This is a genomic window from Gluconobacter sp. (assembly GCF_047723935.1).
Lineage (GTDB): Bacteria > Pseudomonadota > Alphaproteobacteria > Acetobacterales > Acetobacteraceae > Gluconobacter.
Genome location: NZ_JBDOBO010000041.1, coordinates 1 through 22965 on the forward strand (window position 1 = coordinate 1; position 22965 = coordinate 22965).

32 protein-coding genes and 1 pseudogene are annotated in these 22965 nt (G+C 56.3%); 5 read left to right on the top strand and 28 right to left on the bottom strand.

Features of this window, described 5'->3' with window-relative positions; genetic code table 11:
* The 11 genes and pseudogenes from ABF979_RS11905 to ABF979_RS11955 form a co-directional block, all read right to left on the bottom strand.
* A pseudogene (locus ABF979_RS11905) lies at nucleotides 1–507 on the bottom strand (hypothetical protein); the annotation flags it as partial.
* Complete coding sequence (locus tag ABF979_RS11910) at nucleotides 504–1106, bottom strand: DUF2612 domain-containing protein (protein ID WP_415560006.1); 603 nt, start codon at nucleotides 1104–1106, stop codon at nucleotides 504–506. The pseudogene ABF979_RS11905 and the gene ABF979_RS11910, both read right to left, overlap by 4 nt.
* Nucleotide 1107: 1 nt before the next feature.
* Entirely contained in the window at nucleotides 1108–2070 is a 963-nt protein-coding gene (locus ABF979_RS11915) for a hypothetical protein (RefSeq protein WP_415560008.1), read from the bottom strand.
* A complete protein-coding gene (locus tag ABF979_RS11920; RefSeq protein ID WP_202207485.1) occupies nucleotides 2057–2410 on the bottom strand; it encodes a hypothetical protein in 354 nt (117 codons plus the stop codon). The genes ABF979_RS11915 and ABF979_RS11920 overlap by 14 nt, the downstream gene beginning before the upstream one ends.
* A 73-nt stretch (nucleotides 2411–2483) precedes the next feature.
* Complete coding sequence (locus ABF979_RS11925) at nucleotides 2484–3029, bottom strand: baseplate assembly protein (protein ID WP_415560010.1); 546 nt, start codon at nucleotides 3027–3029, stop codon at nucleotides 2484–2486.
* Nucleotides 3030–3112: 83 nt separating this feature from the next.
* Nucleotides 3113–4144 (bottom strand): baseplate hub protein, encoded by a 1032-nt coding sequence (locus ABF979_RS11930; protein ID WP_415560012.1) that lies wholly within the window; start codon nucleotides 4142–4144, stop codon nucleotides 3113–3115.
* Nucleotides 4141–4440, bottom strand: coding sequence for a phage baseplate plug protein (locus ABF979_RS11935; protein WP_415560014.1), 300 nt, complete (start codon nucleotides 4438–4440; stop codon nucleotides 4141–4143). The genes ABF979_RS11930 and ABF979_RS11935 overlap by 4 nt, the downstream gene beginning before the upstream one ends.
* Nucleotides 4437–5210 (bottom strand): phage baseplate protein, encoded by a 774-nt coding sequence (locus tag ABF979_RS11940; RefSeq protein WP_415560016.1) that lies wholly within the window; start codon nucleotides 5208–5210, stop codon nucleotides 4437–4439. Before ABF979_RS11940 ends, ABF979_RS11935 begins: the two co-directional genes overlap by 4 nt.
* The gene (locus tag ABF979_RS11945) at nucleotides 5210–6889 is read right to left on the bottom strand and encodes a phage tail tip lysozyme (RefSeq protein ID WP_415560018.1); all 1680 of its coding nucleotides are present in this window, start codon (nucleotides 6887–6889) and stop codon (nucleotides 5210–5212) included. The genes ABF979_RS11940 and ABF979_RS11945 overlap by 1 nt, the downstream gene beginning before the upstream one ends.
* A gap of 51 nt (nucleotides 6890–6940) precedes the next feature.
* Entirely contained in the window at nucleotides 6941–7360 is a 420-nt protein-coding gene (locus ABF979_RS11950; RefSeq protein WP_415560020.1) for a hypothetical protein, read from the bottom strand.
* Nucleotides 7357–8142: a Rha family transcriptional regulator gene (locus tag ABF979_RS11955; protein WP_415560022.1), complete on the bottom strand. Its 786-nt coding sequence runs from the start codon at nucleotides 8140–8142 to the stop codon at nucleotides 7357–7359. Before ABF979_RS11955 ends, ABF979_RS11950 begins: the two co-directional genes overlap by 4 nt.
* A gap of 299 nt (nucleotides 8143–8441) precedes the next feature.
* Here ABF979_RS11955 and ABF979_RS11960 point away from each other — a divergent pair, with 299 nt between their 5' ends.
* The 3 genes from ABF979_RS11960 to ABF979_RS11970 all read left to right on the top strand — a co-directional run bounded on the left by ABF979_RS11960 (nucleotide 8442) and on the right by ABF979_RS11970 (nucleotide 9569).
* On the top strand, nucleotides 8442–8738 hold the full coding sequence (locus ABF979_RS11960; protein WP_415560024.1) for an Arc family DNA-binding protein: 297 nt from the start codon (nucleotides 8442–8444) through the stop codon (nucleotides 8736–8738).
* A 53-nt stretch (nucleotides 8739–8791) separates the two neighbouring features.
* Entirely contained in the window at nucleotides 8792–9223 is a 432-nt protein-coding gene (locus tag ABF979_RS11965; RefSeq protein WP_415560026.1) for a DUF6232 family protein, read from the top strand.
* A gap of 64 nt (nucleotides 9224–9287) precedes the next feature.
* Nucleotides 9288–9569 carry a hypothetical protein gene (locus ABF979_RS11970; protein WP_415560027.1) on the top strand — a complete coding sequence of 94 codons (282 nt, stop codon included), beginning with the start codon at nucleotides 9288–9290 and terminating at the stop codon, nucleotides 9567–9569.
* A 271-nt stretch (nucleotides 9570–9840) separates the two neighbouring features.
* Here ABF979_RS11970 and ABF979_RS11975 read toward each other — a convergent pair whose 3' ends face one another.
* Genes ABF979_RS11975 through ABF979_RS12025 form a run of 11 tightly spaced genes read right to left on the bottom strand, consistent with a single transcriptional unit; the run spans nucleotide 9841 to nucleotide 16923 of the window.
* On the bottom strand, nucleotides 9841–10308 hold the full coding sequence (locus tag ABF979_RS11975) for a phage tail assembly chaperone (protein ID WP_415560029.1): 468 nt from the start codon (nucleotides 10306–10308) through the stop codon (nucleotides 9841–9843).
* Nucleotides 10308–10742, bottom strand: a complete 435-nt coding sequence (locus ABF979_RS11980; RefSeq protein WP_415560031.1) for a phage tail fiber protein — start codon at nucleotides 10740–10742, stop codon at nucleotides 10308–10310. Before ABF979_RS11980 ends, ABF979_RS11975 begins: the two co-directional genes overlap by 1 nt.
* The gene (locus ABF979_RS11985) at nucleotides 10742–11887 is read right to left on the bottom strand and encodes a DUF3383 family protein (protein WP_415560033.1); all 1146 of its coding nucleotides are present in this window, start codon (nucleotides 11885–11887) and stop codon (nucleotides 10742–10744) included. Before ABF979_RS11985 ends, ABF979_RS11980 begins: the two co-directional genes overlap by 1 nt.
* 6 nt (nucleotides 11888–11893) lie before the next feature.
* Nucleotides 11894–12457, bottom strand: a complete 564-nt coding sequence (locus ABF979_RS11990) for an LIC_12616 family protein (RefSeq protein ID WP_415560035.1) — start codon at nucleotides 12455–12457, stop codon at nucleotides 11894–11896.
* The gene (locus ABF979_RS11995) at nucleotides 12424–12795 is read right to left on the bottom strand and encodes a hypothetical protein (protein ID WP_415560037.1); all 372 of its coding nucleotides are present in this window, start codon (nucleotides 12793–12795) and stop codon (nucleotides 12424–12426) included. The genes ABF979_RS11990 and ABF979_RS11995 overlap by 34 nt, the downstream gene beginning before the upstream one ends.
* Nucleotides 12788–13285 (bottom strand): hypothetical protein, encoded by a 498-nt coding sequence (locus tag ABF979_RS12000; RefSeq protein WP_415560039.1) that lies wholly within the window; start codon nucleotides 13283–13285, stop codon nucleotides 12788–12790. The genes ABF979_RS11995 and ABF979_RS12000 overlap by 8 nt, the downstream gene beginning before the upstream one ends.
* On the bottom strand, nucleotides 13285–13731 hold the full coding sequence (locus tag ABF979_RS12005; protein WP_415560041.1) for a DUF4054 domain-containing protein: 447 nt from the start codon (nucleotides 13729–13731) through the stop codon (nucleotides 13285–13287). The genes ABF979_RS12000 and ABF979_RS12005 overlap by 1 nt, the downstream gene beginning before the upstream one ends.
* Nucleotides 13731–14174: a hypothetical protein gene (locus ABF979_RS12010; RefSeq protein WP_415560043.1), complete on the bottom strand. Its 444-nt coding sequence runs from the start codon at nucleotides 14172–14174 to the stop codon at nucleotides 13731–13733. The genes ABF979_RS12005 and ABF979_RS12010 overlap by 1 nt, the downstream gene beginning before the upstream one ends.
* Nucleotides 14175–14176: 2 nt before the next feature.
* Nucleotides 14177–15220, bottom strand: a complete 1044-nt coding sequence (locus tag ABF979_RS12015; RefSeq protein WP_202207468.1) for a hypothetical protein — start codon at nucleotides 15218–15220, stop codon at nucleotides 14177–14179.
* Nucleotides 15220–15735 carry a hypothetical protein gene (locus ABF979_RS12020; RefSeq protein ID WP_415560045.1) on the bottom strand — a complete coding sequence of 172 codons (516 nt, stop codon included), beginning with the start codon at nucleotides 15733–15735 and terminating at the stop codon, nucleotides 15220–15222. Before ABF979_RS12020 ends, ABF979_RS12015 begins: the two co-directional genes overlap by 1 nt.
* Before the next feature lie 12 nt (nucleotides 15736–15747).
* Nucleotides 15748–16923, bottom strand: a complete 1176-nt coding sequence (locus tag ABF979_RS12025; RefSeq protein WP_415560046.1) for a DUF2213 domain-containing protein — start codon at nucleotides 16921–16923, stop codon at nucleotides 15748–15750.
* Nucleotides 16924–16938: 15 nt separating this feature from the next.
* On the opposite strand from ABF979_RS12025, the gene ABF979_RS12030 reads away from it, so the two are divergent.
* Nucleotides 16939–17088, top strand: a complete 150-nt coding sequence (locus ABF979_RS12030) for a hypothetical protein (RefSeq protein ID WP_415560048.1) — start codon at nucleotides 16939–16941, stop codon at nucleotides 17086–17088.
* On the opposite strand, the gene ABF979_RS12035 is transcribed toward ABF979_RS12030, so the two are convergent.
* The 6 genes from ABF979_RS12035 to ABF979_RS12060 all read right to left on the bottom strand — a co-directional run bounded on the left by ABF979_RS12035 (nucleotide 17085) and on the right by ABF979_RS12060 (nucleotide 22214).
* On the bottom strand, nucleotides 17085–17897 hold the full coding sequence (locus ABF979_RS12035; protein ID WP_415560050.1) for a phage minor head protein: 813 nt from the start codon (nucleotides 17895–17897) through the stop codon (nucleotides 17085–17087). The two genes, ABF979_RS12030 and ABF979_RS12035, sit on opposite strands and share 4 nt — an antisense overlap.
* On the bottom strand, nucleotides 17894–19513 hold the full coding sequence (locus ABF979_RS12040) for a DUF1073 domain-containing protein (RefSeq protein WP_415560052.1): 1620 nt from the start codon (nucleotides 19511–19513) through the stop codon (nucleotides 17894–17896). Before ABF979_RS12040 ends, ABF979_RS12035 begins: the two co-directional genes overlap by 4 nt.
* Nucleotides 19513–20742, bottom strand: a complete 1230-nt coding sequence (locus tag ABF979_RS12045; protein WP_415560054.1) for a PBSX family phage terminase large subunit — start codon at nucleotides 20740–20742, stop codon at nucleotides 19513–19515. The genes ABF979_RS12040 and ABF979_RS12045 overlap by 1 nt, the downstream gene beginning before the upstream one ends.
* Nucleotides 20743–20744: 2 nt before the next feature.
* Nucleotides 20745–21182: a hypothetical protein gene (locus ABF979_RS12050; RefSeq protein WP_415560056.1), complete on the bottom strand. Its 438-nt coding sequence runs from the start codon at nucleotides 21180–21182 to the stop codon at nucleotides 20745–20747.
* A 2-nt stretch (nucleotides 21183–21184) separates the two neighbouring features.
* The gene (locus ABF979_RS12055; RefSeq protein WP_415560057.1) at nucleotides 21185–21529 is read right to left on the bottom strand and encodes a hypothetical protein; all 345 of its coding nucleotides are present in this window, start codon (nucleotides 21527–21529) and stop codon (nucleotides 21185–21187) included.
* A gap of 64 nt (nucleotides 21530–21593) precedes the next feature.
* Nucleotides 21594–22214, bottom strand: coding sequence for a hypothetical protein (locus ABF979_RS12060; protein ID WP_415560058.1), 621 nt, complete (start codon nucleotides 22212–22214; stop codon nucleotides 21594–21596).
* Nucleotides 22215–22277: 63 nt separating this feature from the next.
* On the opposite strand from ABF979_RS12060, the gene ABF979_RS12065 reads away from it, so the two are divergent.
* Nucleotides 22278–22919 (top strand): Abi-alpha family protein, encoded by a 642-nt coding sequence (locus ABF979_RS12065; protein ID WP_415560060.1) that lies wholly within the window; start codon nucleotides 22278–22280, stop codon nucleotides 22917–22919.
* Nucleotides 22920–22965: the final 46 nt, after the last annotated feature.

Here is a 22965-nt window from a genome sequence, read left to right on the forward strand (position 1 = left end):
GCCACCGCCTGCACGCAAACGGAAACGCATCAAATAGACGCCAGCGGGGACGAGCATATTCCCTGTGTTGGACGTCTGGATCAGGGTGCTCGGGGTCGCCTTGTAAAGGCCGAACCGGACCCACGACGCGCCAGTTGCTCCCGGCGTAGTAGTGTTCGCATCTGCTGTTGATTGCCAATAAACACCGGCTGTCGTGGCGTCCTGGATGAGAGATCCGCTTGGGTAACCGCCGATTTCCGTCTGATAGGTCGCATCAAATACCGGCACATATCCGAGACAATACTGCCGAAGAAGACCTGTTATGATGCGAAGGATACCGTTGAAGTCTTTCCCGTCGGGAGGCGTTCCCCCCGCAGCCGTGTTCGTAAAAGTGTTGGCCGGGAAGCCTTGGTCAAAGGATGCCGCTGCTTGGTCTGTCGTCGTCTGCGGGATGTCCCGAACAAAAGAGCTGGAAGCATTCCCGGCAAAGGGAATGATGATCTTCGACGGAAAGTCAGATTGCTTCATTGGATATCGGGCCCGAAGTCGGTGTCATAATCAATTGCGGGAATGAAAATGTAATTCACACTCACTCCACAGGGGCGAGGCAGCACTCCTGAACCGATAATTGATCGGTCCACTCCTGTTGGCGAAAACTCGAACACATAGGTCAACGTCATGTCCTGATTGTCTGAGACGTAGCATTGGCCTTTGTCTCCAAAGAGCATCATCAGGATGGCATTCAGACCTGTGATAGATCCGTTCCAGATGTTGGCAGCCGCCTTGGCGAAGATCAGCCTCCGAAAGGCATCGTCTGTCAGGCTGAAATTGGAACTGGCACCAGACCCGTTATAAAAAACGCCCTCACCAAACGTGAGAGAGTCAGGCGCACCCTCGGAGAAGCCAAAAAACCCGATATTTGCAACTTGAAGAACGCGGCTGACGCCGACGATCCGGCCCCAGGCATCCAATCCCCAGCCCACGGCAGTCTGCGGATTCCAGACGCTGTCATACCATGCGTCTGTCAGTTCCCTCGGGTCTATGGCTTGGTTAAAGCCTTCAATGATCGTCCTGAGAGAAGGGCTGTTTGCGAACTGCGCAAGGATCGTCTCTGATACGTTGAGCATGTCACACCAGTGTCAGAGTGATATTCGCAGCGGAGATCGAAGGCGCTTGATTAATATTCAGGTCAATCCGCTGCTCGCCAGCCGCAGACGTCGTGCCAATCATGATGCCTTCAAGCTGAACCCAATTCGCAACGTTTCCGACTGCGCAGTAATACCGCGCGGCAAGAATGGTTGAGCCCTGCCGGGGCTGCGTTGCCGTTCCGTCAGAGAAGGCGGTGATGATCGCATCTTGAATTTGCCCCAAAGCCGTAGAAGGAACGGCGTTTGAATTGACGATCTGCACGTTGAAGTAGATCGGCGTATCAATGGCGAGGTCGTACTTCACCATGTACTTTGGGCCGTTGCCATTATAGACGGCGGCCGGGTCCTGAATGGTAATGCTATTGGACCCAGTATATCCGCACCCGGGCGATTTTCGCTGTATGACTGCGAGAGCCACGGCAGCGGGATCGACATTACTCCCGGTATAGCAAACGTAAAGGCTGTGCGGGTCCAACGTCACGCCGCCAGTAAGCAGCGAAGTCCCGTTCGGATTATCCGTGACGTAGGCATCCGTTACACCGTCGATGCTGAGGATGGCGCCAAGAATTGAGGCATTGGCTCCAATGCTATTTTGCGCCACGCTGTTCTGGCGGCGATATTCAAAAGCGGCTCGCGTCTCGCCCGCATTGCGCGTCAGGAAAGCGATATACCCGATTGCGTCCTGCATCCGCCCTGAAGCCGTTCGCGGATCAACCCCATTGAAGACGCCAAGGATCTGATCGAGGCAATCGCCTATGATGGCCGCCTCACTCATGGCGAGCTGGCCCTGCGGCGTCGTCAGTGCCTGATTAACGTTTCCACCAAGAGCTGCCGTGATATCGGCCTGGACGCCAGCGAGAATATCTGTTTCAGCCGGGGCCACAAACCCCGCATCCGTGAGCGATGCGGCCGGGACCGACGTTGTTGCGTCAGAACTGGACACTGGCAATTTCTCCGGACGTGAATGTCACCGCAATCGCGCCGCCAAGTGAGCGATCGGGGCGGGGGCCTATCAGAACGCACTGAGCAGAAGAGACGCCAGGTACGGCGAGGGCTGCGGCTTCTGCCTGGGATTTCAAAAGAGCCATTGGCGTTGAGCCGTTGAAGATCCCATTGTCGTAAGTCAGGCCAAGGCTGGTATCGTACCAGCACTCTCCCGACCACGTTCGAACAGCACACGCCACGTCCTGAAGGATCGAATATCCCTCAGTGCAGACAGCCAGATTGCGGTCAGCATCAAGAGACAGATCCCATGTGGTTCTGTCCAGAAGCAGCGATTTCATGAGAGATCCCGCGCAGTGCGCGAATATGGGGATTTATACGGACAGTAGTTTGTTCTGGGTCCAAGTACAAGCGTTATTGGGGCTTGCCCGTGGTGCCTGAGCCCGACTGCACGCCGCCGTGCATATGATTGTCCAACGAAATGCCATTGCCGGTTATGTCGCCAGTAGCAGTAATCGGGCCACTCACATTCACTGGGCAGTTTATATCCACTTCGGATGCCTCAATCGTCACTTTACCAGTCGTCACGAGGCGGATGCCGTCAGTTGTAACCTGCACATAGTGGGTCGGCGCCGCGCCAAGAAATCCGCCCACATAAACACAATCCGCCATGGAGTGCTGCCGGAAGGAACCTGGAGAAGAGGGCGCTCGGCTCTCGACCGCGTTAGACTGATCGCGCCCTGAGATGATTGCGTATCCGATATCGCCGACTACTGGATCAACGATAATCGCGCATGCGCCGCCCTGTATGCGCAGGTAAGGAACGCCGTAAATTGTCCCGTGCGGCACCGAAACACCATCGCTTGTTTGCTGGTGGACCATCGGGTGTACATCCACTTTGCCAACGATACCGTCGCCTGGGTGGACCGCTTTGACCTGCACGAGGGTGTTGGTACCCAAGTCCGACAAACTTTTTCGAATAAGCGTTTCCAAAGCGCCAGTGTCAGAGCCTTGTGCTGAGAAATTGGAAAAGCTTGGATTTGTCATGCTGTGCTTGCCTGCGGAACAACGCCAGTAACGGCCGCAACATATGAGAACCAGGGGCCTCCCGGGGTCTCGGATGCGATATCATGGGTAATGGTGTAAGGCGACCAAACGCCTGTTGCTGGAAGCTTGGGAATGGACTGTCCCATCTCATTGTCTACCCACCCTTGAGGCAGGTATTCGCTCTCCAGCCGGATCGGAACCCTATATCGCAAGGTAGGGTTGAACAGGCAGGTGAACGCTACGCCATTCTGATTGTAAGCTGGATATCCAATAAGCCCCGTGCCTTTGTTGATCTTTGTCGTAATGCGGCTTGGGTCTGTACTGTCGCCCTTGGACCAGACGTTTAGTGCGCCATCGACGTCCCACGCATAAGCCGCGCCGATGGTGCGGGCGAGGTGATCAATCTGCGACATAACGGTTCCGCACCCGTAGAAATTCGTCACGGTTTCGGTCACGCTGTGATTGTTAAAGACGCCTGATGGCCGTGTCGGATCATTGGCTGGCCATGCTTTCGCTGCGCGGTTTGCCAAATCGGAGAAAATCGTCGCAGCGGGCACAGTACCAGCATAAGAAGTTGGTGCGGTAGGGTCGAGTTTTGCGGCCTGATTGTCCCACGCCAGCACTTGAAAAGCCACGTTCGGTGCCCCCGAAAAATCCACGAACGCCTCAGCGATCGTACCTCGAAAGATCAAGCTCAATCCGAACGTATCATCTCCGGCTTGCACGGTGACGCTCGCTGTTGATCCGCGAATACAGATATGGTTTTGGGCGTTAACCATGGCTTGAACCACCGAAAGCCGGTTCATCATTGCAAGCGTCATGCCCTCGATACGGAGAGAAAGCTGCGAACCTGGATAATACCCTGCCATCGTGACCGTCGCACGCACACGATGTCCGGTCAGCTTTACGGTATCCGCATCACTCCCGGGCGCTATGGACCCGGTCGGGATATGAAAGGTTACGTCGATACGCTTCTTCGTAAAGCTTGTTTGGAGCTTCGGAGCATAGGCTATGGCATCAGCCGTCATGAGAATGCACCCCAGACAAGAACATACCGGCTTCCCAGACCATCGTAAGTCGGATCATCAGATCCTTGCGTATCCACGAAGACAAAATCACCTCCGAGACCAAGATAATCAGCATGCACGACGGGGTTGAGGTTTTGGCAGATGGCTCCTGCCACAATCTGGGTTCCATTCAGCCAGACATTCATGAACAACCCGGTTGATCGCTGATACACATCCAAACGAACTGATTGCTGATTTAAAATCACCTTGATCGTTTGAGACGCAGTTTCATTCAGGGGAACAATTTGAAACGTCATGTCACTGCGGCTCCTGTAGCAAACATTGGCAGTTTCGAGACGCTATCTGTAACGGCCTGGCTCGCATCAGTCGTCTGCACTGTTCCGAGTTGAATAACGCACGCACCCTGCGGCTTCGCTGTCTTGGTGAAGGTGGATGAGGCAGTTTTCCGGACTTCCTGCAAAGCAACCTCTGCCATCAGCATAGTAACGCCGTTTTCGCTCGTACGCCGCCAGCGATATCCAACAATATTGGCGTTGATGTACGTCCGTTCAGGCGTGACAACATGATAGAGGTTCGTGTCCGCAACGATACGATCTAATGTGTTCAGGAAATCCTGTCGGACCGAAAGGTCTGCCGTGACGCCGTTTTGGCTTATTAAAGTCTTGATCTGTGAAAGGATCAGGCTTTCGCCAGCCTCAGACCCATCGCACACTAACAGAATGCGAGCGTTATACGGCGCCTTAACCTTATTGTAGGATGTGAAGCCTCCGTCTTCTAACGGCGCATCCGAAACCGCATAGCTACTTTCATATTCAACACCGTGTACGTGAGCGGCAGACAAAACATTTTCTGTCCCCGTCTGGCCAGTCAGGGGATCTCTTGTATTTTGATAGATGCCCCATTTCTTCGCGGCCTGATTGATCGTCCAACTTTGAACGACACCAGCCAAAGCAGTAGACGCCGAAGCATCCACGTCCGCGCCGATAGACTGGCCGAGCAGGGCAGGGACGCCTACGGCAACCGGGATATCCCAGATGGACGGCATGGTTACGTTCTCAAAAGCCATCAGGCCAGTCCCGTTGCTGCTGTGTGAGGAAGAATGCGCTTCAGCTCAGTGTGCACGTCCCGAGCGATCTGCTGGCCATTGGCATTGCCATGGGCCGTGACGTGGATGTCTCCTACGTGGATCTCTGTTTTGTTCTGGGCCGTCTGTTGAGGAGGAGAGGCGGCTTGAGTGGCGAGTAAATAACGATTGTAATCCTCCGTCCCATTTACGTCGGCAGGGCGCTCGCCGTAAGCGCGGACAGCATGAATCGCGTCCCAAGCACTAATATTCGGATTATCCAGAAGGCGACCCGCCTTACGTGCGCCCCCATCTGTTCCATGCTTCAGTTCCCAGGCATACGCCTTGATCTGATCCTCGAAGGAGGCGTCACGCACATCAATCCCGGTGCCTTTTAGGATTTCCTCCACGCGATCATTGTGCCATTGGCCAAGGCCATATGCTGTGCCGTGATCGCCCCGAGCATTGGGATCAAACCGACTTTCCTGAGCAATATTGCCGACCACACCGAGTGCCGCATTCCGGCTAAAGCCCATGCCTTGAAGCATAGTCATCGCCTGCTTTGCGCTTCCTCGCTCATGATCGCCAAAAAACCAGCGAACAGCATTACTGTCTCCGAGTTTGCGCTTTGCCCACTGCTCAACAGGGCCGCCCGTCTCCGTGGCTTTTCCCGCGATTAAGCCGCCAGCCATTACGCCCGCGGTGCCTAAAAGGCCCAATCCAGTACCTGCCTCAACGGCACCTCCCGCCACAGAGAGCATTTTTGGAAGGCGCAGGAGCGTCAATAACCCCTTGGCGGTTGCGAGGCCGCCTAAGGCTGTAATCAGCCCCCCAACGGCGAGAGCAGTCTCTCCAATCTCCTTCGCAAGCGGCTCATTGGCTTTTTCCCATGCTGTAAAAGCTGTAACCGCCTTATCAATCCCCGGCATCAAGTCGCCAAGGATCGAGCGGCCCAGCTTTTCAGTTTCAGCAGTCATCGCCGTCCAGTCAGACAAAAGCTGCTGGCTGTCACGGATTTGCTGGGGAGTAGGGGCTGTATCCTTCAGTTGTGCCTGAAGCTTGTCGAAAGCACGTGTGGTCAGATTAATTTCGTTAATCTCACCGGGACCAAACCCAAGTGACTGAAGAAGACTATTCTTGGCAATCTGGTTCATCCCCTGCGTCGAGCGGTTAAGCTTCTTTAGAATATCTTCCGTGATATTCTGGCCGTCAGCGCTCATGTAATCGGAAGATCTTAGGCCCAGATTACCCATGGTGTTCATGAGCCGGGCGGCGCTTTCGGGGTCCGTCAGCGCCTGTTGCATAGACTGCATGGACGCGGCAGCTTCACCGGCTGTTCCGCCCATGGCCTCGATGCCCTTCTGCATCCGGTACAGATTACCCGGATCCATATTCAGGCGCTGCGCCGTGTAGCCCAATTCCGCGTTGGTCCGCGTGATCTCGGATGTAAATGCCTTGAGGGATCGGCCGCCCGTAAAGACAGCAAGCAACGCCAACGCCTCAGTGCGTGCCCGCGAGAACCCATCAGCTGCAGTCTTGCCAGCCTCAGATAGCGTTCCCGCCGTGTGGTCAGCTTGCCCCTCAAGCGTCTTGAGGCTTTTCCCGGCCTGTTGCGCGCCCTTTGCGACGTTCTTGCCGTCAAGGTTGAGCTGAATGACGAGGCTGTCTAGCAGAGTGGGCATATCGGGCTTTCAGGCAATAAAAAAGCCGCCCGGTGAGGGGCGGCTTCTGTATTAGGCAGCTACAAGACTGCGTTTAGGTGCTCGGGAAGTTCGGCCCTTTAAGGTCTCGCCTCCCAAGAATGCGGCTTCATGTTCCACCTTTACGGTAGCAACAACAAACCCAAGACAGAACTTCGCAAAATCTTCCAGAGAGTATTCCAAGGGTTCGATCCCTGGCTTCCGCTCTCGCGTCTTTGGGTCAATGTCCCGATCAGGCCAGAGCAATGTCAGCTTCCCGCCGCAGTTCTGAACCTGATAAACGTTCTCGAACGGGCCATTTGCCACAACGTACAGACCCTCCTGAACGAACCCTTGGACTTCCTGCCAGATCACATAGTCCCCACGCCTCAGCTCGGGGTAGAGGCCCATGTGATCAATGCGCTTGAAGCGATTCCGAAAACCCGCAGTTCCTGCCAAAGCCAGCGCGCTCATGACACTTCCTCCGGCTTCTTGGCGAAAGGGCGTAGGATCGCCACCATGCGAGGCGACCACTTGAGCTGCTGCTGAGAGCCTTTGCCGTGACGGCGGGTCGTATCAAAGAAGCGACTGACGTCCTTGCCTTTCTCAGTCGGCTCGTAATCACTCCCAACCGCCGAACTTGTCACCTTTACCTGATAGCCCTGCTGGATCAGTGTCACGTTCACTGCCCTGGCACTCATGCCAATCTCTTCACCGATCTGCGTCGGCGTCAGATAGTTCTCCGCCTTGGGTGCCGCGATGGACGTTGCGCCCAGCAGTTCCAGCGGATTGATACCCGTCAGTTCGTGCGTTCCACGAGCTGCCATTAGGCAACGCTGGTTTTCGTCAACATTGGGAAGGGTAGACGCCACAGAGAGAAAGCGACGGTAGGCCACATCGAAGGCTGGTTTGCGGGGGCGTTTAGTAGGGGCAGGGGCTACTGAAGTTTCAAGTTCCATCCAGCGGTCGATGATCTTGGCGCGAACCTCATCATTATATCCAGAAACAACAACCAGCGTATCGCGCTTGGTTAGGTCATAGACCTCTGTTGGGCGTCCACCTTTCTCGGGCCGATAGGTCCGGGTAGTTTTACGACTTTCCCGTAAAACCCCGTTTTCGAAGAGGCGCTCAATCGTAGCTACAACATCGTTGTGGCGTGCCCCGCAGATGTCAGCGATCTCACGAGAAGACATAGTAGGAGCGCCATTTGAGAGAGCGCTGGAAATTGTGACTGCCTGTGTGCTATCGTGGCTCATAGCCATTTCCTTTTCAGAGGGGGGTGGTTGAGGCGTCGGGATTGCTGCCAGGCTGGTCCGACGCCTTTTTTATTGCTTCTACTAAAAGCTCATTGATCTCTGCCGTCATGCTTCGGAAATTCTCGAAGGCTGAACGACGAACTGCGTTGTACACGTCAGGCCGGAGCCGAAGCGTCATACGATGACAGTCTTGGAATGGGGTGCTGATTGGTGCCTCCTTTGCTTGCGACAGAGGAACACTGTCATGCCAGTGAAGTTGTGTCAATGACTTTCGCACAGTTTCTGTGTAAGAGAAATTCATGGATTCGGAAGAAAAATATCAGCGCGTGAATCTGCGCATCCCTAGGGAGCTGCATGCTCGCGTCATGGAAGCTGCGGGAGAGCGCTCGCACTCGATGAACGCCGAAATCGTTCAGCGACTGGACGTTTCATTTAAGCCATATTCGTCGATCCCACTTCTTTTGGCAGCTAGCGACGACATAAGTAGCCAAGAGCAAGAGCTTGTAGGGATGTGGCGCTCAATGGATAGCGAAGCGCGGCACGCGTTCTGGTTATTGGCAAGAAGGCTTTCTGGAACCAATCCGCCCGAAATCTGACTCCCCATCTGCTTCAAACTCCGGCATGTTTCAGAACATTACTAGGAGTCGTTATGAAGCAGAAACTCTTTTACAAATCGGCCAACTTGTCAGTCAGTGAGACGACAGTGAAAATTGGCGAAATGGTCCTCCCGCTTCGCCAAATAGCCTTCATGAATGTAACGCAGCAACCTACCACGATATATTGGATCATTTTCGTTGCGTCTGCACTTGGAGCAATAGGCACAGCTCTTTCCGCGTATGATAACGGTCAATTCCATACAACTGACAATATTCTACTTGGAATACTTGTTGCGGTAGTAATTGCAGGTACTGCCCTGTACTTCGCGCTGAAGCCAAAATTTTACTTCACCATTAAATCGTCTAGTGGACATGGCTACACGCTCTGGAGCCGGGAATATGGTGAATTGGCTGCAATGAAGAACGGAGTAGAGAGCGGCCTAATCGGCATATACGTGGCTCAAGACACTCCACCCACCCACTAAACCGCCAGTTTGACCGGACTCCGGAGCGGCTGCTGTTCTCGCTCTGTAATATTGGAGAAAGCATATGACTTCGTACATTGTCTCTTACGATTTGAAAAACACTGAAGGCTCACAAGATTATCAGCCACTCTGGGATTACTTTGAGGCCCACGAAGCGCAGCGCGTGCAAGAATCTCTTTGGTTTCTGAGCAGCTCGCTGTCTGCGAGAAAATTAACTGAACTGCTTATGACTTTCGTTGACCCGTCTACAAATTTTTTCATTTCGGAGCTAGTTGACGAAAGCTGGTGGGAAAACGAAAAAGAAGGAACGAATGAATGGTTCAAAGCTAATCCTCCTCTCCGGTAGGCTCACGCTTTTCCCCTTCCGACTTCATCGTCGGCTTCAGGCAAGTTACTCGCTCCGTAAGGGATGCCACCGATCTTAAAAGGGACGCCAAGAATGCGTCCCACTACATGCATGATCTTGAGTTTCACTTTGGTGCCCTCCTATCCATTAAACCGCCAAACCATTGCCGCTTCCCACATCAGCAGCATGTCCTCGCTGTCATAGACCGTCTGGAGTTCGTGCAGGGTGGCTTGCCCGGATCCCATGACGGTTCCCATAACGCTTGAGACATTTACGAAGCGGGCGAGTTTTCGGGGCTTGCTGGTGGGATCAGGGCCGCCGCGAGAGGGGAAATCTGGGACGCGGCGGCCTTGAAGAAACCCACGTGCAGCTTGAACGCCTCGCTGCGAAGATCCACCAGGGTCTGCGGGTCTGAGATGTCATTCTCAAACAACTGTACGGGAGGCAAATACGTCCTCCCATCAGGGGCAAGACGGCTGATCTTCACGCAATCCAGCATCGCCTGGAACGCCTTATCGCAATCATCGTCATCCATGAAGCCAAACATCTGCATGGCAACGCCTGAAAGCCCCAAGATGCCGGCCTCCATAGCGGTATCCGGAATTTTTGCCCCAGACTTGATGAGAGCCTTCACGGTATGACGCGCCCACTTGTCAGCAGCGAAAGCAGACATCCGCGTGATAACGAACTTCTTGCCCTCATCCTCACTGGAGGTTGGGATCCATTCGATGCTCTTCATCAGATACCTGCCGGGAAGACCCGCTCCCATGTCAGCGAGAAAGTGCGGTCCTCAAGTGTGCCGCCACCATTCGGAGCAACGGTGCCGCTGCTCAGGCCGCCATTCGTGAATGTGTACTTCCGGCCGGTAGACTTCAGCGTGAGTTCAGCGCCGAGCGTGTAGATGCTCATGCTCTGCTGCTGCCCCGTGATGATCGCCTCAAAATAGGGGATCGAGGCAGAGCCAGCGGAGAGGGTGAGGGACTGCACAACCGCGCGCGGCACATAGCCCTTGTTCAGCTTGCCATCGATGGACATGCGGAACTCGGCCATTTCAAGCGCTTCCTGTTCCCAGCCGCGGTCCGATCCCCAATTTTCAAGGGTGATCGGAGCGCTCCACAGGGAAGAGACAGTCAGCGTGTAAATGGCGTCCGCCGAAGTGATAATACCGGACATTACTGCACCTCGATGGAAGCAAGATTGATGCTCTGGACGCTCTGGCCGTCGGTGTACCAGAACTTACAGGCGGGAGACTCACGAGCGACGCGGGTTGTGGTGGGAGCGGTGGAAACATTCGGCTGGAAATACCAACCGCGTGTTTGCAGGGTGTCAGAGATGGCTATACCCGCGCTGTTATTGATCTCCTGAGCCTGCGCCTTTGTCAGGGTGACGCCCGCACGGATCACACCAAAGGCAAGCGCCTGGTTGATCGTGTCCTGCACTGAGGCCGAGACCAGCGCATCACCCTGCGTGTTGTAGGGGATATCGCCAGCGCTCAGAAGCAACGTCACAAGATCGGACTGGAACGATGCATTCAGCCAGATCTGATTGATGTAGCTGTCTGCCCACTTGAACTGGCCGGAGACAGCGCCGCCGCGCAGGAAGGTAAAGCGTCCAAGGCCGTTGGCGTGCTGTCCGTAAAAGGAATAGCCGTTGGCTGTCAGGACACTTGCGGTCGTCCCGTCAGTAACGGTCGCAGATGGCCCAGAGAACTGGCAGCCGAAAAGGTTCCAGCGTCCATTCGTGGCGTCATATTCCAAGGAGGCCATCCACCCGAGGCAACCCGCCGCCACAAGCGGGTCTTTGTAAACCGCTGTCGTGCCGTCAATCGTCTGCCCAGCCAGCCAGACGCCGAAAGCCTCGGTAGATCCCTGCGTTGTGGCTTGAGCGTCCGTATCCCAGGCAACGTACCAGAACCGGTCTTCCTGCGTACCTACCCACGTTGCAATGGCTTGTTTGTCTGCCAACGCTGGCTCGAAGGCCGTTGTGAAGCCTGCGAAGTCCTGCGTCGTGCCGATGAGGGCCGTGAGATACGCAGCGAAGGCGGTATCAGCAGTATAGCCGGCAAAGTAGAGCTTGCTCGGGCTCTGAGAAGCGCCAGTGTAACCTCTGAAATACACAACAGCCATCTGGGCTTCGGTGGATGTCGCACCGAACGCAGTCGAGACAGCGGCGGCGGAGGTGTACTCTACGACGGTACCAGCAGGGACGGCCGTGGTATTCTCGGTGATGATCAGCCCGTTGATGAATGCCACGCCACCAGCCGCAGTCAGTGCGCTGGGGGTGACGCTCACCACTTGGGAAATAGGGATGCCAGCCACTGCCGGTTACTCCTGCGTTGTTGGAAGATCAGCCTCGTAAGTCTTCACATGAAGCTCGGAGGCGAATTGCTGCGGTATGGTGCGCTGGTAGTTGACCTGCATTTTCAGATCGACCGACCAGGCATCTTCGTACTGACGCTCGCCGTTGACGAACGCGAGCTGTCTAGGCTCTGCGGCGGTGAGGGGGGACAAGATCGGCGCGTTCGCCCGCAACCAGTCTGTCGTGTAGAAATCGCGCCAGAGGCCACAGACCTGCTTGAGCGCATCGCCAGCCCCGGAGCCGAATGCGCTCACCTGCACAGTCACTTCACGCATTTCCGTAACCACGCGGGCCGTGTCTGTGTAAGTCCAACCATTCGTTGCCAAGAGGCGTATGGTGATGAGCTGCATCACGCAATACGGGCCAGTCGGTGAGGCTGTCCGGTTCTGCTGCCCCTGACGTATGCGAAACGGGTCTGGCAGAACGGTTTTGAGGTAATTCCCAAGTGCTTTGTAAAGGGCGCTGTCAGTCGGCTCGTAGGTGATGGCCGAGGACGCTAGATTTGTCGGGTCACCGCAAGTTTGGACCATTGGCCGTCTCCCCATTCTTCCAGAACCTGCGTGACGAGCCAGTCCGACCCGTAGAAATTCAGGAGATCGCCCCCAGTCTTCAACGGGCGGTTCAGGCCTTTAATACCGCCCTTGATGTACACGGCGCGCATGTCGGATGACTGGTTAATGTTTTGGAGCTGCCGCAGATCGGAGGCGCTGAGGGCCTGCACTTTGATCGTGACAGCGACTTCGATGGTACTAGGCGTAACGCTGAAATCGTCGTTGTCCGTCTCGCCATCTGAGACCTTTAGAACGGCAGAGATTGGCGGATTAACGACGCTCGTGGCGGCGTTCGCGATGGCAAAGACGTTAATCACTGACCACCTCAGATGCGACAGAGTTCAGCATGTGCCCAGTGTCGATCAGGGGCTTGTCGAAGCCCTTGGCGGCAATCGTAGAAGGCTTGAGGGGAGGCGACTGGAGCGTTCTGATCTCTTGCTGGATCTGAGCAACGATCCGCTCGGCGGTCATATCCAGCGCCTCCTCAAGATCGCCCTGAGTTGCCTTCAATGAAGCCGCTAGAAGCTTCGGCCACTGGTCCTGATTTTTAGCAATGGCCTGCCGCATAAAGGGGCGAGCCGGGGTGCGGTCAGTGCCAAACTCATTGAAGTATGCCACGGCCGCCACGGGCATTCCGTCAGGATAAGCAGCCCCTTCCAGAAAGCCTGCATTGAGATGCGGAAGAGCCTGAGTACGACGAAGAACCCGACTGAGTAGCCGCTTCATCCAGCCGCCCTGCAATTCCCGACCAATCCCGTTCAACTGCGCCTGGACACGTGCTGAGCCTTTAAGAACAGACTTTGCCATCAGGGCCATATCCTCGGGCGAGGGGACCGACCCGGCACAAAGCGCATCTGTCGCAGGTAGGCTGTGGCCTGCCAGAACATTGCGCCGTACTGGGTCTGCATAAACCAGGCGGACGATCCGGATTGCGCACCCATGTCGAAAGACACTGACGTCGATCCTTCTGCCGCGCTTGCTACGCGCCCCACTGTTCCCGCGCCATTCCCGCCAGCATCCACCGGCAGGTTGAGCTGCGCGATGTGAGCCGTGAGCAGGTTGAGCAGACGCGTGCGCCTGACAAGATCCTGCACAGGGCTGCGAGGAGTGTTGTTGAGGAAGTCCCCGGCCTGAGCGAAGTACTCCGTTGCTTGCGCTTCGTTCGTACTGGCGCCAAGCCCAGGGTAGAGCTGTGACCACGTCGCATAATCGAACGTAGCCACGCCCGGTTGCGTCGTGGTCGTTTCGCTCATCAGGCGTAAGCCCGTGTCCGAGCAGCTTCTTCAGCAGCGGCGAGGCCCTTGCGCTTCAGTTCCACCGGATCGAGGGGCTCGAACCCTGTCTTCTCGGCCTTGAACTCGTCCGCTCTGGCATTAGCGCGCGCGTCCGTCTGCTCTGCAAATACGCACTTGTTTTTCACAAGATCGCTGTCTGCGTTCTGCTTAAGCCAGGCGTCCCAGAACGCCTTGTCCACCGTCGTACGGCCGACGCGGCCGAGCAGAACGTTGTCCTTCGGGTGATAATCAGGAGCGCGGTTTGCACCCTTGATCTCGATTTCCTTGACGTAGCCGACCGGGCTCAGGTCAGGGCGCTTGTCCGCGCTAAGCTGAGCCCGACGTTCGGCATCTCCCTCATGGGAGATACGCAAGCGCAAGCCATGCGGCATACGGCAAAGTACGGTGACGGTATCAGCCATCTTTAGATCCCCACCATCTGGGCAACAGCCATCGGACGCTTCCAGATCGTGCCCCACCCGCCGCGCATCATTTTCTGACGTGCATTGGTGGAATACTGCTCTAGGCGCCCCATAGTCAGGCGCTCTGTGAACGCCGTAGTAACAGTCTCGACGCCGTCAATTTCCGGTGCAAACATCTGCATGATGTTAGCGCTGGTGTATCCGCCCGACATGGTGACCCCGGCTTCTGGCAGAAACTCGATCACCATATTCGGCCATGCCTTTTTCAGCATTTCCTCAAGCGTGATCCCGAACTGATTGGTGTAGGTCATAACCTGAGACAGCTCAGAGGGGGCAACGACCTTGAGACGGGTCTGATTGTTTATGTTGCCCATCATGGACTTATTGAGAGCCGCGAACAGGGTCACGAAGTCTGGATAAATCAGGTTCGGATCACTCGTGCTGCTCCAAGACGTGGCCGTGCCGGTCTTCACCGACGCCGTAATGGCGGCAGGTAGAGCAGGATCGTTCAGGGCACCATAGTTCTCAAGGCCAGTGACACCAAACAGATACTGCTGGTTCTGCTGCTTTTCGAGCACAGAAGCGCCAGCAGTCCGCTGTTCGGCAACCCAGTCGATGTTGCCCATGCCCATCATCTCGGCTTCCAGATCGCCATACTTAGCCCAGGTCTGGAACGTGAAGGACTGGCGATTGACCCAGTTCGCGTTAGCTGAGCTGTCGCCAGCCTGCTCATAGTCACCGTAGGCCACGGCATAGCCGGAAGCCTCAATGACCGGGAACATAACCGTCTTGATCGCGCGGTCACCCTTCTTCTGGGAGCCGTAGATCTCTTCAGACTTGGTCGGCGTAATGAGCTGACGGATCAGCTGCGGATCGACCATCGTATTGATGACGGCCGGGATGCCGCTATTTGGTGCCGTGGTAGCGCCGAATACGGGGGCCGCGTCGTATGCGTTGCCCTTTTCGCCCACGTAATGCGTCACGCCCGGGAGATTGATGCCCCAGTCCTGCGCAAGTCGGGTCGCATCGTTACGAAACGAAGCCATTATTCGTTGCTCCCTGCAATCGGCGCAACCGCACCGGAAATGATGATGGTGGAACCGGCAGCGCCGCCTTGTGTGACGATCCAGCCCGTTGCGACTGTGCCTTCAGGAGCCGTACCAGCTGCGCCCGTCTGAAGCGTGCCATCCGTCGAGGAGGCGTAGACGGCCTGTCCTGGCGTTGCAGCGGTCGCGGCTGAAACAGCAAAGTAATCGCCGCCCGTCATAAGCTGCACATTGAAGCCGCTCGGGAGCAGCATCGTGCTTTCGCCGAGGTAGGCCGTGATGAGACCCGTCTGGTCGCGCAGGACGAAGCCGGTCGGGGCTTCAGAGGCGATTGGCTTGTTCAGAACGGTTACGCCGTCAGCCTGAACCCAGCCGAACACGCCGACCGTGACGCCAGCCGCGCCAGCAATAAAGCCCATCGGTCCGGGAATGGCGGAGCGGCGCGGGTTCGCGGAGGCGATGCCGCCTGGAAAACCCTTTGCCCAGTTGTAATTGATCTTGGTAGGGAAACCCATCGGGGCCGCTCCTTACGCTTTGCGGCGAGCTGAAGCGCCCGCCAGAGGGGAATCACTGTCCGCTGCACTGTCTGCGGCGAGGCGAACGGGGCGGGCAGGGCGCTTGGCGTCGATAGCCATGCTGACGAGAGCGGGAAGAGCGCTGTCATGAACGCCAGTCGCATCGTGACCGGTCTGCTTCAGAGCGTAGCGATAAATATCGCCAGCGCTGTCCATACCAATGACGTCGCCGACGAGAGGACGAACGGCTTCACGAGCGTCCTGTGCTGCCCGCAGTTCGCGGCGCTGATTGTCGAGCGCGAGCTTGATCTTGGCATCGACGGCGGCGTCTTGAGCCTTCTTATCGTCGTCCTTTTTCCGCTCTTCCTCGTCTTTGGCCTTCTGCTCGTCCGCCTCACGCTTGGCTTCTTCGTCAGCAGCCTTACGCTCTTCGTCCTCTTTCTTCTTCGCCTCTTCATCGGCGGCTGCGCGTTCTTTCTCTTCGCGGGCCTTCTTCTCTTCCTCAGTCTCGTCCTCGTCCATGCACTTCTTGACGTCTTCTTCAGACGCATCCATGGCAAGGCGACCGGAACGGATGGCCGCCGCGATGCGGCCCGCTGTGGACATGGGCTTGTGGGCAGCCATGCTCGCTTCCTTCGTGTTGTTGGGTGGTGCGCTGTCGCCAATGATGGCGGTCTTCACGCGTGGCTCTTCCACCAAGGCGAGGTGGTTGAAGCGGATATTGACCATCTTCAGCGTGTAGGGCTGTCCGTTGATCTCACCGGTCTCAGGGACGGTCTCGTAGGCGTATCCAGCTGACACGCACCGCTTGGAACCGTCCTGAATTCTTTTGATCGCGTCTCCATCCCAAATGGCGAGTTCGCCAATCAGGTCAGGCGCCTGAAATGTCGCGTTGTTGACAGAACCAACCGTGATTTCGCGCGGGTGATCGTCTGCACTGACCGGCTGATGGATCTCGATCAGCGGCTTGCCATTCATGCTCGATGCGGCATCCCGCAAGGCATCGGCGTCCCGATACATCCAGTAGATGGTGTCCGGTTCCAGCCCCAGACGTTCGGCCCCGTTGATCTCTCGTCCGTAATAGGGTGAGACTACAGCCGCGCTGAGCACACAACGCTCAACGTGCAGATGCCCGTCCCCATCGATGCGTCGCACCGACCGGTCAAGGGCCATGATTGTGTTTGTCATTTTAGGAGAGCCGTTGTGACTGAAGACGAACGGAAGTTACTGGAAGCGACCGCCGATGCTGTATTGGAGCTGTATCGCCAACTTCCCAGTCAACCAGGGTCTGAGTTTTTAGACCGGAGCGGAAAAGAACTGGCTGACGCCCTTAACAAAGTGCGTGGAATTTAATCATCAAACCCCGGAATAATCACCTGAGACGTGCAGCGGCAGTTCGGTTCCTCACCAGGGAATATTAGCTTGCCGTCGCCGTCCACATCGGCGCCCTTGCGAATGTCGTACCGAAGCCTTTCGCGTCCGGCCTTCACATGCATCGGTCGCGGATGCTTGCCGGCGCTTGAGTGACACCAGATCGCCTCAGTCAGCCCCATTTCGATCTGTCGTGTCCGCGTTATGAACGACGTGGCCTTGTTGTTCTGGTCTCGTGCAATAAAGGCTGCTCGGCGCTGTGTGATGCCGTAGCGCTCCTTCAGCTCTGCCGTCAGTGTTGCCAGATCACGTCCTGCCATGACCGAGCGTTGCACCATGTCCGCCACTTCGTTCAAGTGGTGGTCAGCGATGCTTTTGATGAGCGTTGTGTTCTGATTAATAACGCTATCCAGAGTGTCTGCTACAGCCTTTGAAGGCCGGAACTTCACGGCAAAACCAGCTTGCTTGAGCTTATCCATCAAGGACGTGTCCGCGTGCTGCTGCCAGCGCTTGGACTGTTTCTTGGCTAAGCCTCGCGCCGTTTCGCTAAACTGGGTTCTCCAGCGGCCAATCAGCCGATCCATAACCTTCTGAAGCTGATCCGCGACGCTATCCTGCGCGATAGCGCTTTCGTGCTTGCGGTAGTTGGCTTGAAGCCAGTACGTCAGGCTGTCGTCCATCTCCCGGATGAGGCGCATCAGATCACGGTAGTAGGCCGCTTCGAGCGCAGCACTGGCGCGGGTTGGCTTGAGGGCCTTCCCGGTTGCCGATGTGCAGCGGAGCTGGGTCAATTTTCCTCTTCCTCGCCCCGCTTCAGCAGGCTTTCCATGTCAGGCATTTGCTCGGGTTCGGGCGGCTCAGGCGGCGGCCCGGTGAGATTTACGCCGCGGTAAATGCTGCGCTCATCCGTGGACAGGCGCTCTCGCTCTTCCTCGGGGGAAGTCACCCCGGCCGTGATGTTCACAGCTCCTAGATCAGCCTTGATTTTCTCGATCTCGGCGAGTTGTTTCTCGTCCATCTGCCAGAGCGGCACGAAGCGGAAGGAAATATCCTCGTCAATCTTGCCCCAGAGATGGATCTGGATCGCTTCAAAGATTGTCTGAAGCGTGGGTCGGATATGGGCTTCCTGAAAGGCGGAAATCTCGTCGTAGAAGACGCGAATTTCCCCGTCTGAGGATGCGTTCAATCCCTGCGGTTGGATGCCGAACAGCTTCACCAGCGGGATGCCGGGGATGCTGGCCATTGCCTCCATTGCCTGCGCCTGCAAGCTATCGAGACCGGACAGCGGTGTGGCGATGATGGAGGCGTCTTCACGCTCCTTATCCACCACGATTGTGTCTTGGCCCTCGGCCACATCCTGCATGTACGCAGCGCGACCCTGCACGGAGGCCATATCCACATCGCCGTAGGGCAGCGGCTGAGCGTCCATGCCCGGGCCGATATCCGTCTGCATATTCCCCGTCATGTCCGTCTTCAGGACTAACTTGGAAAAATTGCGGACGATGGTAGCTGTGCTGTTGCGCGTGGCCAGATAGTTGTGAACGTAGGCGCGCAGAAGCTGCGTAAGAGACTGGCCGCCGAAGTTGAACGCAGGCGCCAGGATCTGTGAAACAGGGTAGGGGATCGTGGTCAGTAGGCGGGAGCTATCCACCATCGTGCCGAGGACCCACCAGTTGTCCGGCTTGTAGAAGTTCTTCGCCAGCGGGTTGTTCGCGTTGTAGCTGTTGGGCGTGGTCCAGATCGGCTCGATATTGGCGAGGCGCTCTAGAGAGCCCTTGCCCATGCCGTTCTCACCGATAACGAGCGGCTTGGACTGCCCTTCCGTCGTGATGGGTGCGCCCTTAATTCCGATCCACACATGCCCAAGGCCATACAGCAGGCCATGCAGGACGTGCGTGCGGATCACGCGACGAACGTTCAGGCGCTCAAATTCGCGCTCAATTTCTTTGATGCGATCAGCGGCTTGCTCGTTGTCCTTCTCATCGCCACCCTGCTTATCCGAACGGATCTCGACCCATTCGCGAGCTGCTTCCCGGGCAATGACCTCGCAAGGCTTGCGGAACTCTGCCCGCTGTGCCATCTGCGCAAGCTGTGGATAGCCGAGGAAGGCCAGACCATCCTCGAAGTAATCGCGCATGATCGGGGAGGCGGTAGCCGCCCATCCCGTCATGTCACCGACCAGGGCCAGATCGTCACCGTCCATAGCCAAAGCGGCAGGAGCTTCACCACGAACACCCTTCGGCGGCTTGTAAGCGTCGAACGCGTCACGCGGGTCAGTAGGCATTGTCTCTCCACCATCTCGGCGGAACGATCGTAGGTTGAGACGCCGTTCATTACGTGGAAGCACAGGCTCGCGCCGCTCGGGCAACGGCTTGCGCTCCCGGTTGCGGCTGAACCAGTGTTTCATCAACGTGTCCTTGATTTGTACCCTGCGAAGGAGGGCATGGAGCGGCGATTCTGAATGATGCCGTCTAGGGCATACCGTAATGCGTCAATCCAGTGGTTCCAGGCGTCCACAATGACCGGAAGGACCTCTTCAGTCTTTGGATCAACCTTGAATGCGTACTTGCGGAACTCTTCAGCGATGCGCGGACAACGGCGGTGCACAACAATGCGCTTGAACGCCTTCAGGCGGTCGATCCCGTCTTCCACACTCCCCGGCCACTTCTTGGCGGGTGTCATGTTGTAGCGGTAGCGGGTCGCCATGAAACTGATGTTCTGAGGGGAGGCGCAGTCAGCCTTGATGGGCCAGCGCCGCGTTCCGGGGATCTCATCCAGAACGGCGGGCAGTTCATCCAGATGGATACCTGTTCCGCCGGCCTCATAATCTACATACAGCACTTCATCGCGGATGAAGCACCGAACGACCGCCGTCGGATCCTGAGAGAAACCCCAGTCCAATCCATAGAAAAACCGGGCGTCCTCTGGCGTCTCGAAATCATCGACCGTGACGCGCTTACGGAAGATCACCGCATCCGAGATGGTGACGTAATCACCTTCCCAGACATGGTCATATTCGTCTGGCCGCGCCCTCTGATCTTCCTCACGCTCAGTTGGCAGCGTGCCGTCGTCGAACCACGGGTTATCAGACCAGTTGGCCCGAACAGCCGTCAGATCGGCGCGGTCAGAGCCTTCGCCCCGGAAAAAATCATCAATCGGATCGTCAGACGATGCCGGGTTCCACGATGCCCATATTTCTGAACCCGGCTTACGAAGTGTCGGCCGCAGCATCCGCCATGAATATGAGCTGATCGACTGCGCCTCTTCGATCCACGCGCGGTCAAAGCCCTCCAGCGACTTGATGCTGTCAGCCGTGTGGTTTTGGAGGCCCTGGAAGACGATCAGGCCATCCCCCGGTGTCTTAATGACCTGATCCTGAACATCGAAATGCCGGTTCAGGTTAAACTGGTTGATCTTGTCCACGATCAACTGTTTGGACGAACGCGCAATCGATTTCTGGATTTCGCGAATACAGACTGTGCGATGACCCGGAATGGCCAAGTGCTCTTCAACGGTCAGGCCGCCAAAGAAGTGCGATTTGCCCGATCCTCGGCCACCATATGCGCCTTTGTACCGGTTCGGCTTTAGGAGGGGAAGGAAGACGCGCGCTGTGGGTATTTCCAGCGCCTTCGTCATGCTCAATCCTTCTTGGGTACGTCTACGACCACCCTTCGAATTTCTGTGAACTCCAATGGACCACCGTCAGCGCCGGTGTGTTCCTGCGTGATCTTGTCACCGTATACCTTGGGGGCTCGCTTACTCATCACCCATTTGAGCGCATCAACTTGCAACCTTCGGGCCGCGGCATCCTCAGGACCCGCAGAGCGGGCGGCGTGGAGAAGCTCATCCTCTAACGCCTCCGCGCCCGCGGTACGCGCGTGTGCGTACTGTGCAACTCGGCCGGGGTCTTTACGGATAAATTTCCGTAATCCTTCCCATGTGGGCATGTCGCTACGCTTGCAGATTTCCCGAAGCGTCAATCCTTCTTCCAGAAGAACAAGCACGCCGTCCCATGCGCTGGCGATATCAATTCGAGAGGGTTCCGGAGCTGGTGCGTCGACCTTCTTCCTCACCATAACTACCTCACTCGATACTCAGGCAAGCCTGCCTCAACCCTCCGCGCATCCATTTCTCGATCAATCGCATGATGAACGCGACGCAACAGAGCAGGGGACAGCGCCCCATCAACTGCCAACTTGAAAGCATCCCGAAATATGAACGGCTTGCACCGGATCAGGGCACCATCTGTTACGCCGAGATAGAGCGCCTCCGGGAATTCGATCAGGATATCGGCACGATGTCGGACCGTTCTTGTCGGCAGAACAGGACAGAGGACCGCGCTTTCTGATTGTAAATACGCAATCACATGGACAGAACCACGCCAACGCACCACGTCGCCAATTTTGACGGATGGTAGCGACATGCGCTTGATTGTCCGGGAAGCTTCTTGCGCTGTAGGCGCAATTATTCAGTGTTGTCCAACCGTATCAGGCACTGGGTCCAAGTACAAGAGCTTTCTGTCTCTGGACGTCCCCCCGTATCTCCCGACGTACCACCGCATACGCATCAGAGAGCTGCTCAAGCACGAGCGCGCATTGGCCGGAGATAATCCGGCGACCGTGAGCGGCCTTTTCTGGCACCAACGCTTCAGCCATTGCTGAGAATGACAGCTCACGGGCTAGTAACATTTCCAAACGAACGTGAGCACAAAGCCCCAGGCGGTCGCGGATCATGCCAATCCGCTCGGCAGCGTGACCGCGCGAGATTGCAAACGTGTGAACATCGCCCTTCACATAGTCGGTGGGCAGGACATCGCTCAGGATATCCAGATACCCATGATGCGCGAATACGTAGTCGCAAATCCACCACTGGGCTGCGGTTACTGCGGCGCCATCAATATCGCCAGCCATGTGTAGCGCGTTGACGGTATTCAGCTTGATCCGCTTCTTGCCCTGCCATTCATAATCCGGCTTTGCCACCCGTTCGGGCGTGAGCGAATTATCCTCCGCACGAGGCACAACGAACGCCGTTTTTCTCGAAGGCTTCGGAGTGGAAAAGCGGCGGAGAGTATCGCCGAGTCCGGCGCGGGATTTCAGGGCTTTCGGCATGCAGAAATCTTAGTACAAGCGAGGGTGGCTGTACAAGGAGAAAACTGCCGTTAATCATAAGATATGAGCGACCCATCTAACCAAATCATAGAATTTTTTCACCATGTCGACGCGGCAACTGGTGGCTACCCGTCCCACCTGCTGGAGCGGTTAGCCGACAAGGTCTGGGATAGCGGCATACGATACAGCCGTAGAGTGCTTTTCAGTGAAGCAGAGCGAAAAATACACGAAGCGGGTGCGACGGTATCAGACAAGGCCTCGCCGCGTTTGATTGCTGATATTATGAGAAATGCCGATGGGGTCACTGATGACGCAATTCTTGATCTATGGTCAACATTACTCGCGAAAGCGGCTTCAGGAGACGATAAGGAAATACGTCCTATCTATTTTGAGGTGATTGCCAAACTTTCACCAAAGGATGCCCTAACACTATCTCTTTATGGGTCAGAGGGAATGGCCGTTGCTTATCGCGAAGATCGCGCAGAAGGCGCCAAAAAATACGGCGCGGGTACGTTCATGGATAGCGAGGCTAGGCGGGCGTATATCTATTCTCAGGGCATAAATATTGATGAGTTGACGTTCTGTCATGATGCGTTAACCCGGCAGGGACTACTCCAAACTGACAAGAACCATAATTATAATCTCACCGTATTCGGAAAAGGCTTTTGCCAGGCCGTTATCGCGCGAAGTAAGAAATCCCCATGACCACGAGACAAACAAAATCAGGCTGGGCGTACGACTGCTGCAAGTG

Bases quoted from the DNA above. Each gene is read 5' to 3' on its own strand.
- ABF979_RS11910 (WP_415560006.1), bottom strand. From the start codon at position 1,106: ATGCTCAACGTATCAGAGACGATCCTTGCGCAGTTCGCAAACAGCCCT.
- ABF979_RS11920 (WP_202207485.1), bottom strand. From the start codon at position 2,410: ATGAAATCGCTGCTTCTGGACAGAACCACATGGGATCTGTCTCTTGAT.
- ABF979_RS11930 (WP_415560012.1), bottom strand. From the start codon at position 4,144: ATGACGGCTGATGCCATAGCCTATGCTCCGAAGCTCCAAACAAGCTTT.
- ABF979_RS11935 (WP_415560014.1), bottom strand. From the start codon at position 4,440: ATGACGTTTCAAATTGTTCCCCTGAATGAAACTGCGTCTCAAACGATC.
- ABF979_RS11940 (WP_415560016.1), bottom strand. From the start codon at position 5,210: ATGGCTTTTGAGAACGTAACCATGCCGTCCATCTGGGATATCCCGGTT.
- ABF979_RS11945 (WP_415560018.1), bottom strand. From the start codon at position 6,889: ATGCCCACTCTGCTAGACAGCCTCGTCATTCAGCTCAACCTTGACGGC.
- ABF979_RS11950 (WP_415560020.1), bottom strand. From the start codon at position 7,360: ATGAGCGCGCTGGCTTTGGCAGGAACTGCGGGTTTTCGGAATCGCTTC.
- ABF979_RS11955 (WP_415560022.1), bottom strand. From the start codon at position 8,142: ATGAGCCACGATAGCACACAGGCAGTCACAATTTCCAGCGCTCTCTCA.
- ABF979_RS11960 (WP_415560024.1), top strand. From the start codon at position 8,442: ATGGATTCGGAAGAAAAATATCAGCGCGTGAATCTGCGCATCCCTAGG.
- ABF979_RS11965 (WP_415560026.1), top strand. From the start codon at position 8,792: ATGAAGCAGAAACTCTTTTACAAATCGGCCAACTTGTCAGTCAGTGAG.
- ABF979_RS11970 (WP_415560027.1), top strand. From the start codon at position 9,288: ATGACTTCGTACATTGTCTCTTACGATTTGAAAAACACTGAAGGCTCA.
- ABF979_RS11975 (WP_415560029.1), bottom strand. From the start codon at position 10,308: ATGAAGAGCATCGAATGGATCCCAACCTCCAGTGAGGATGAGGGCAAG.
- ABF979_RS11980 (WP_415560031.1), bottom strand. From the start codon at position 10,742: ATGTCCGGTATTATCACTTCGGCGGACGCCATTTACACGCTGACTGTC.
- ABF979_RS11990 (WP_415560035.1), bottom strand. From the start codon at position 12,457: ATGGTCCAAACTTGCGGTGACCCGACAAATCTAGCGTCCTCGGCCATC.
- ABF979_RS12000 (WP_415560039.1), bottom strand. From the start codon at position 13,285: ATGGCAAAGTCTGTTCTTAAAGGCTCAGCACGTGTCCAGGCGCAGTTG.
- ABF979_RS12005 (WP_415560041.1), bottom strand. From the start codon at position 13,731: ATGAGCGAAACGACCACGACGCAACCGGGCGTGGCTACGTTCGATTAT.
- ABF979_RS12010 (WP_415560043.1), bottom strand. From the start codon at position 14,174: ATGGCTGATACCGTCACCGTACTTTGCCGTATGCCGCATGGCTTGCGC.
- ABF979_RS12015 (WP_202207468.1), bottom strand. From the start codon at position 15,220: ATGGCTTCGTTTCGTAACGATGCGACCCGACTTGCGCAGGACTGGGGC.
- ABF979_RS12020 (WP_415560045.1), bottom strand. From the start codon at position 15,735: ATGGGTTTCCCTACCAAGATCAATTACAACTGGGCAAAGGGTTTTCCA.
- ABF979_RS12025 (WP_415560046.1), bottom strand. From the start codon at position 16,923: ATGACAAACACAATCATGGCCCTTGACCGGTCGGTGCGACGCATCGAT.
- ABF979_RS12040 (WP_415560052.1), bottom strand. From the start codon at position 19,513: ATGAAACACTGGTTCAGCCGCAACCGGGAGCGCAAGCCGTTGCCCGAG.
- ABF979_RS12045 (WP_415560054.1), bottom strand. From the start codon at position 20,742: ATGACGAAGGCGCTGGAAATACCCACAGCGCGCGTCTTCCTTCCCCTC.
- ABF979_RS12050 (WP_415560056.1), bottom strand. From the start codon at position 21,182: ATGGTGAGGAAGAAGGTCGACGCACCAGCTCCGGAACCCTCTCGAATT.
- ABF979_RS12055 (WP_415560057.1), bottom strand. From the start codon at position 21,529: ATGTCGCTACCATCCGTCAAAATTGGCGACGTGGTGCGTTGGCGTGGT.
- ABF979_RS12060 (WP_415560058.1), bottom strand. From the start codon at position 22,214: ATGCCGAAAGCCCTGAAATCCCGCGCCGGACTCGGCGATACTCTCCGC.
- ABF979_RS12065 (WP_415560060.1), top strand. From the start codon at position 22,278: ATGAGCGACCCATCTAACCAAATCATAGAATTTTTTCACCATGTCGAC.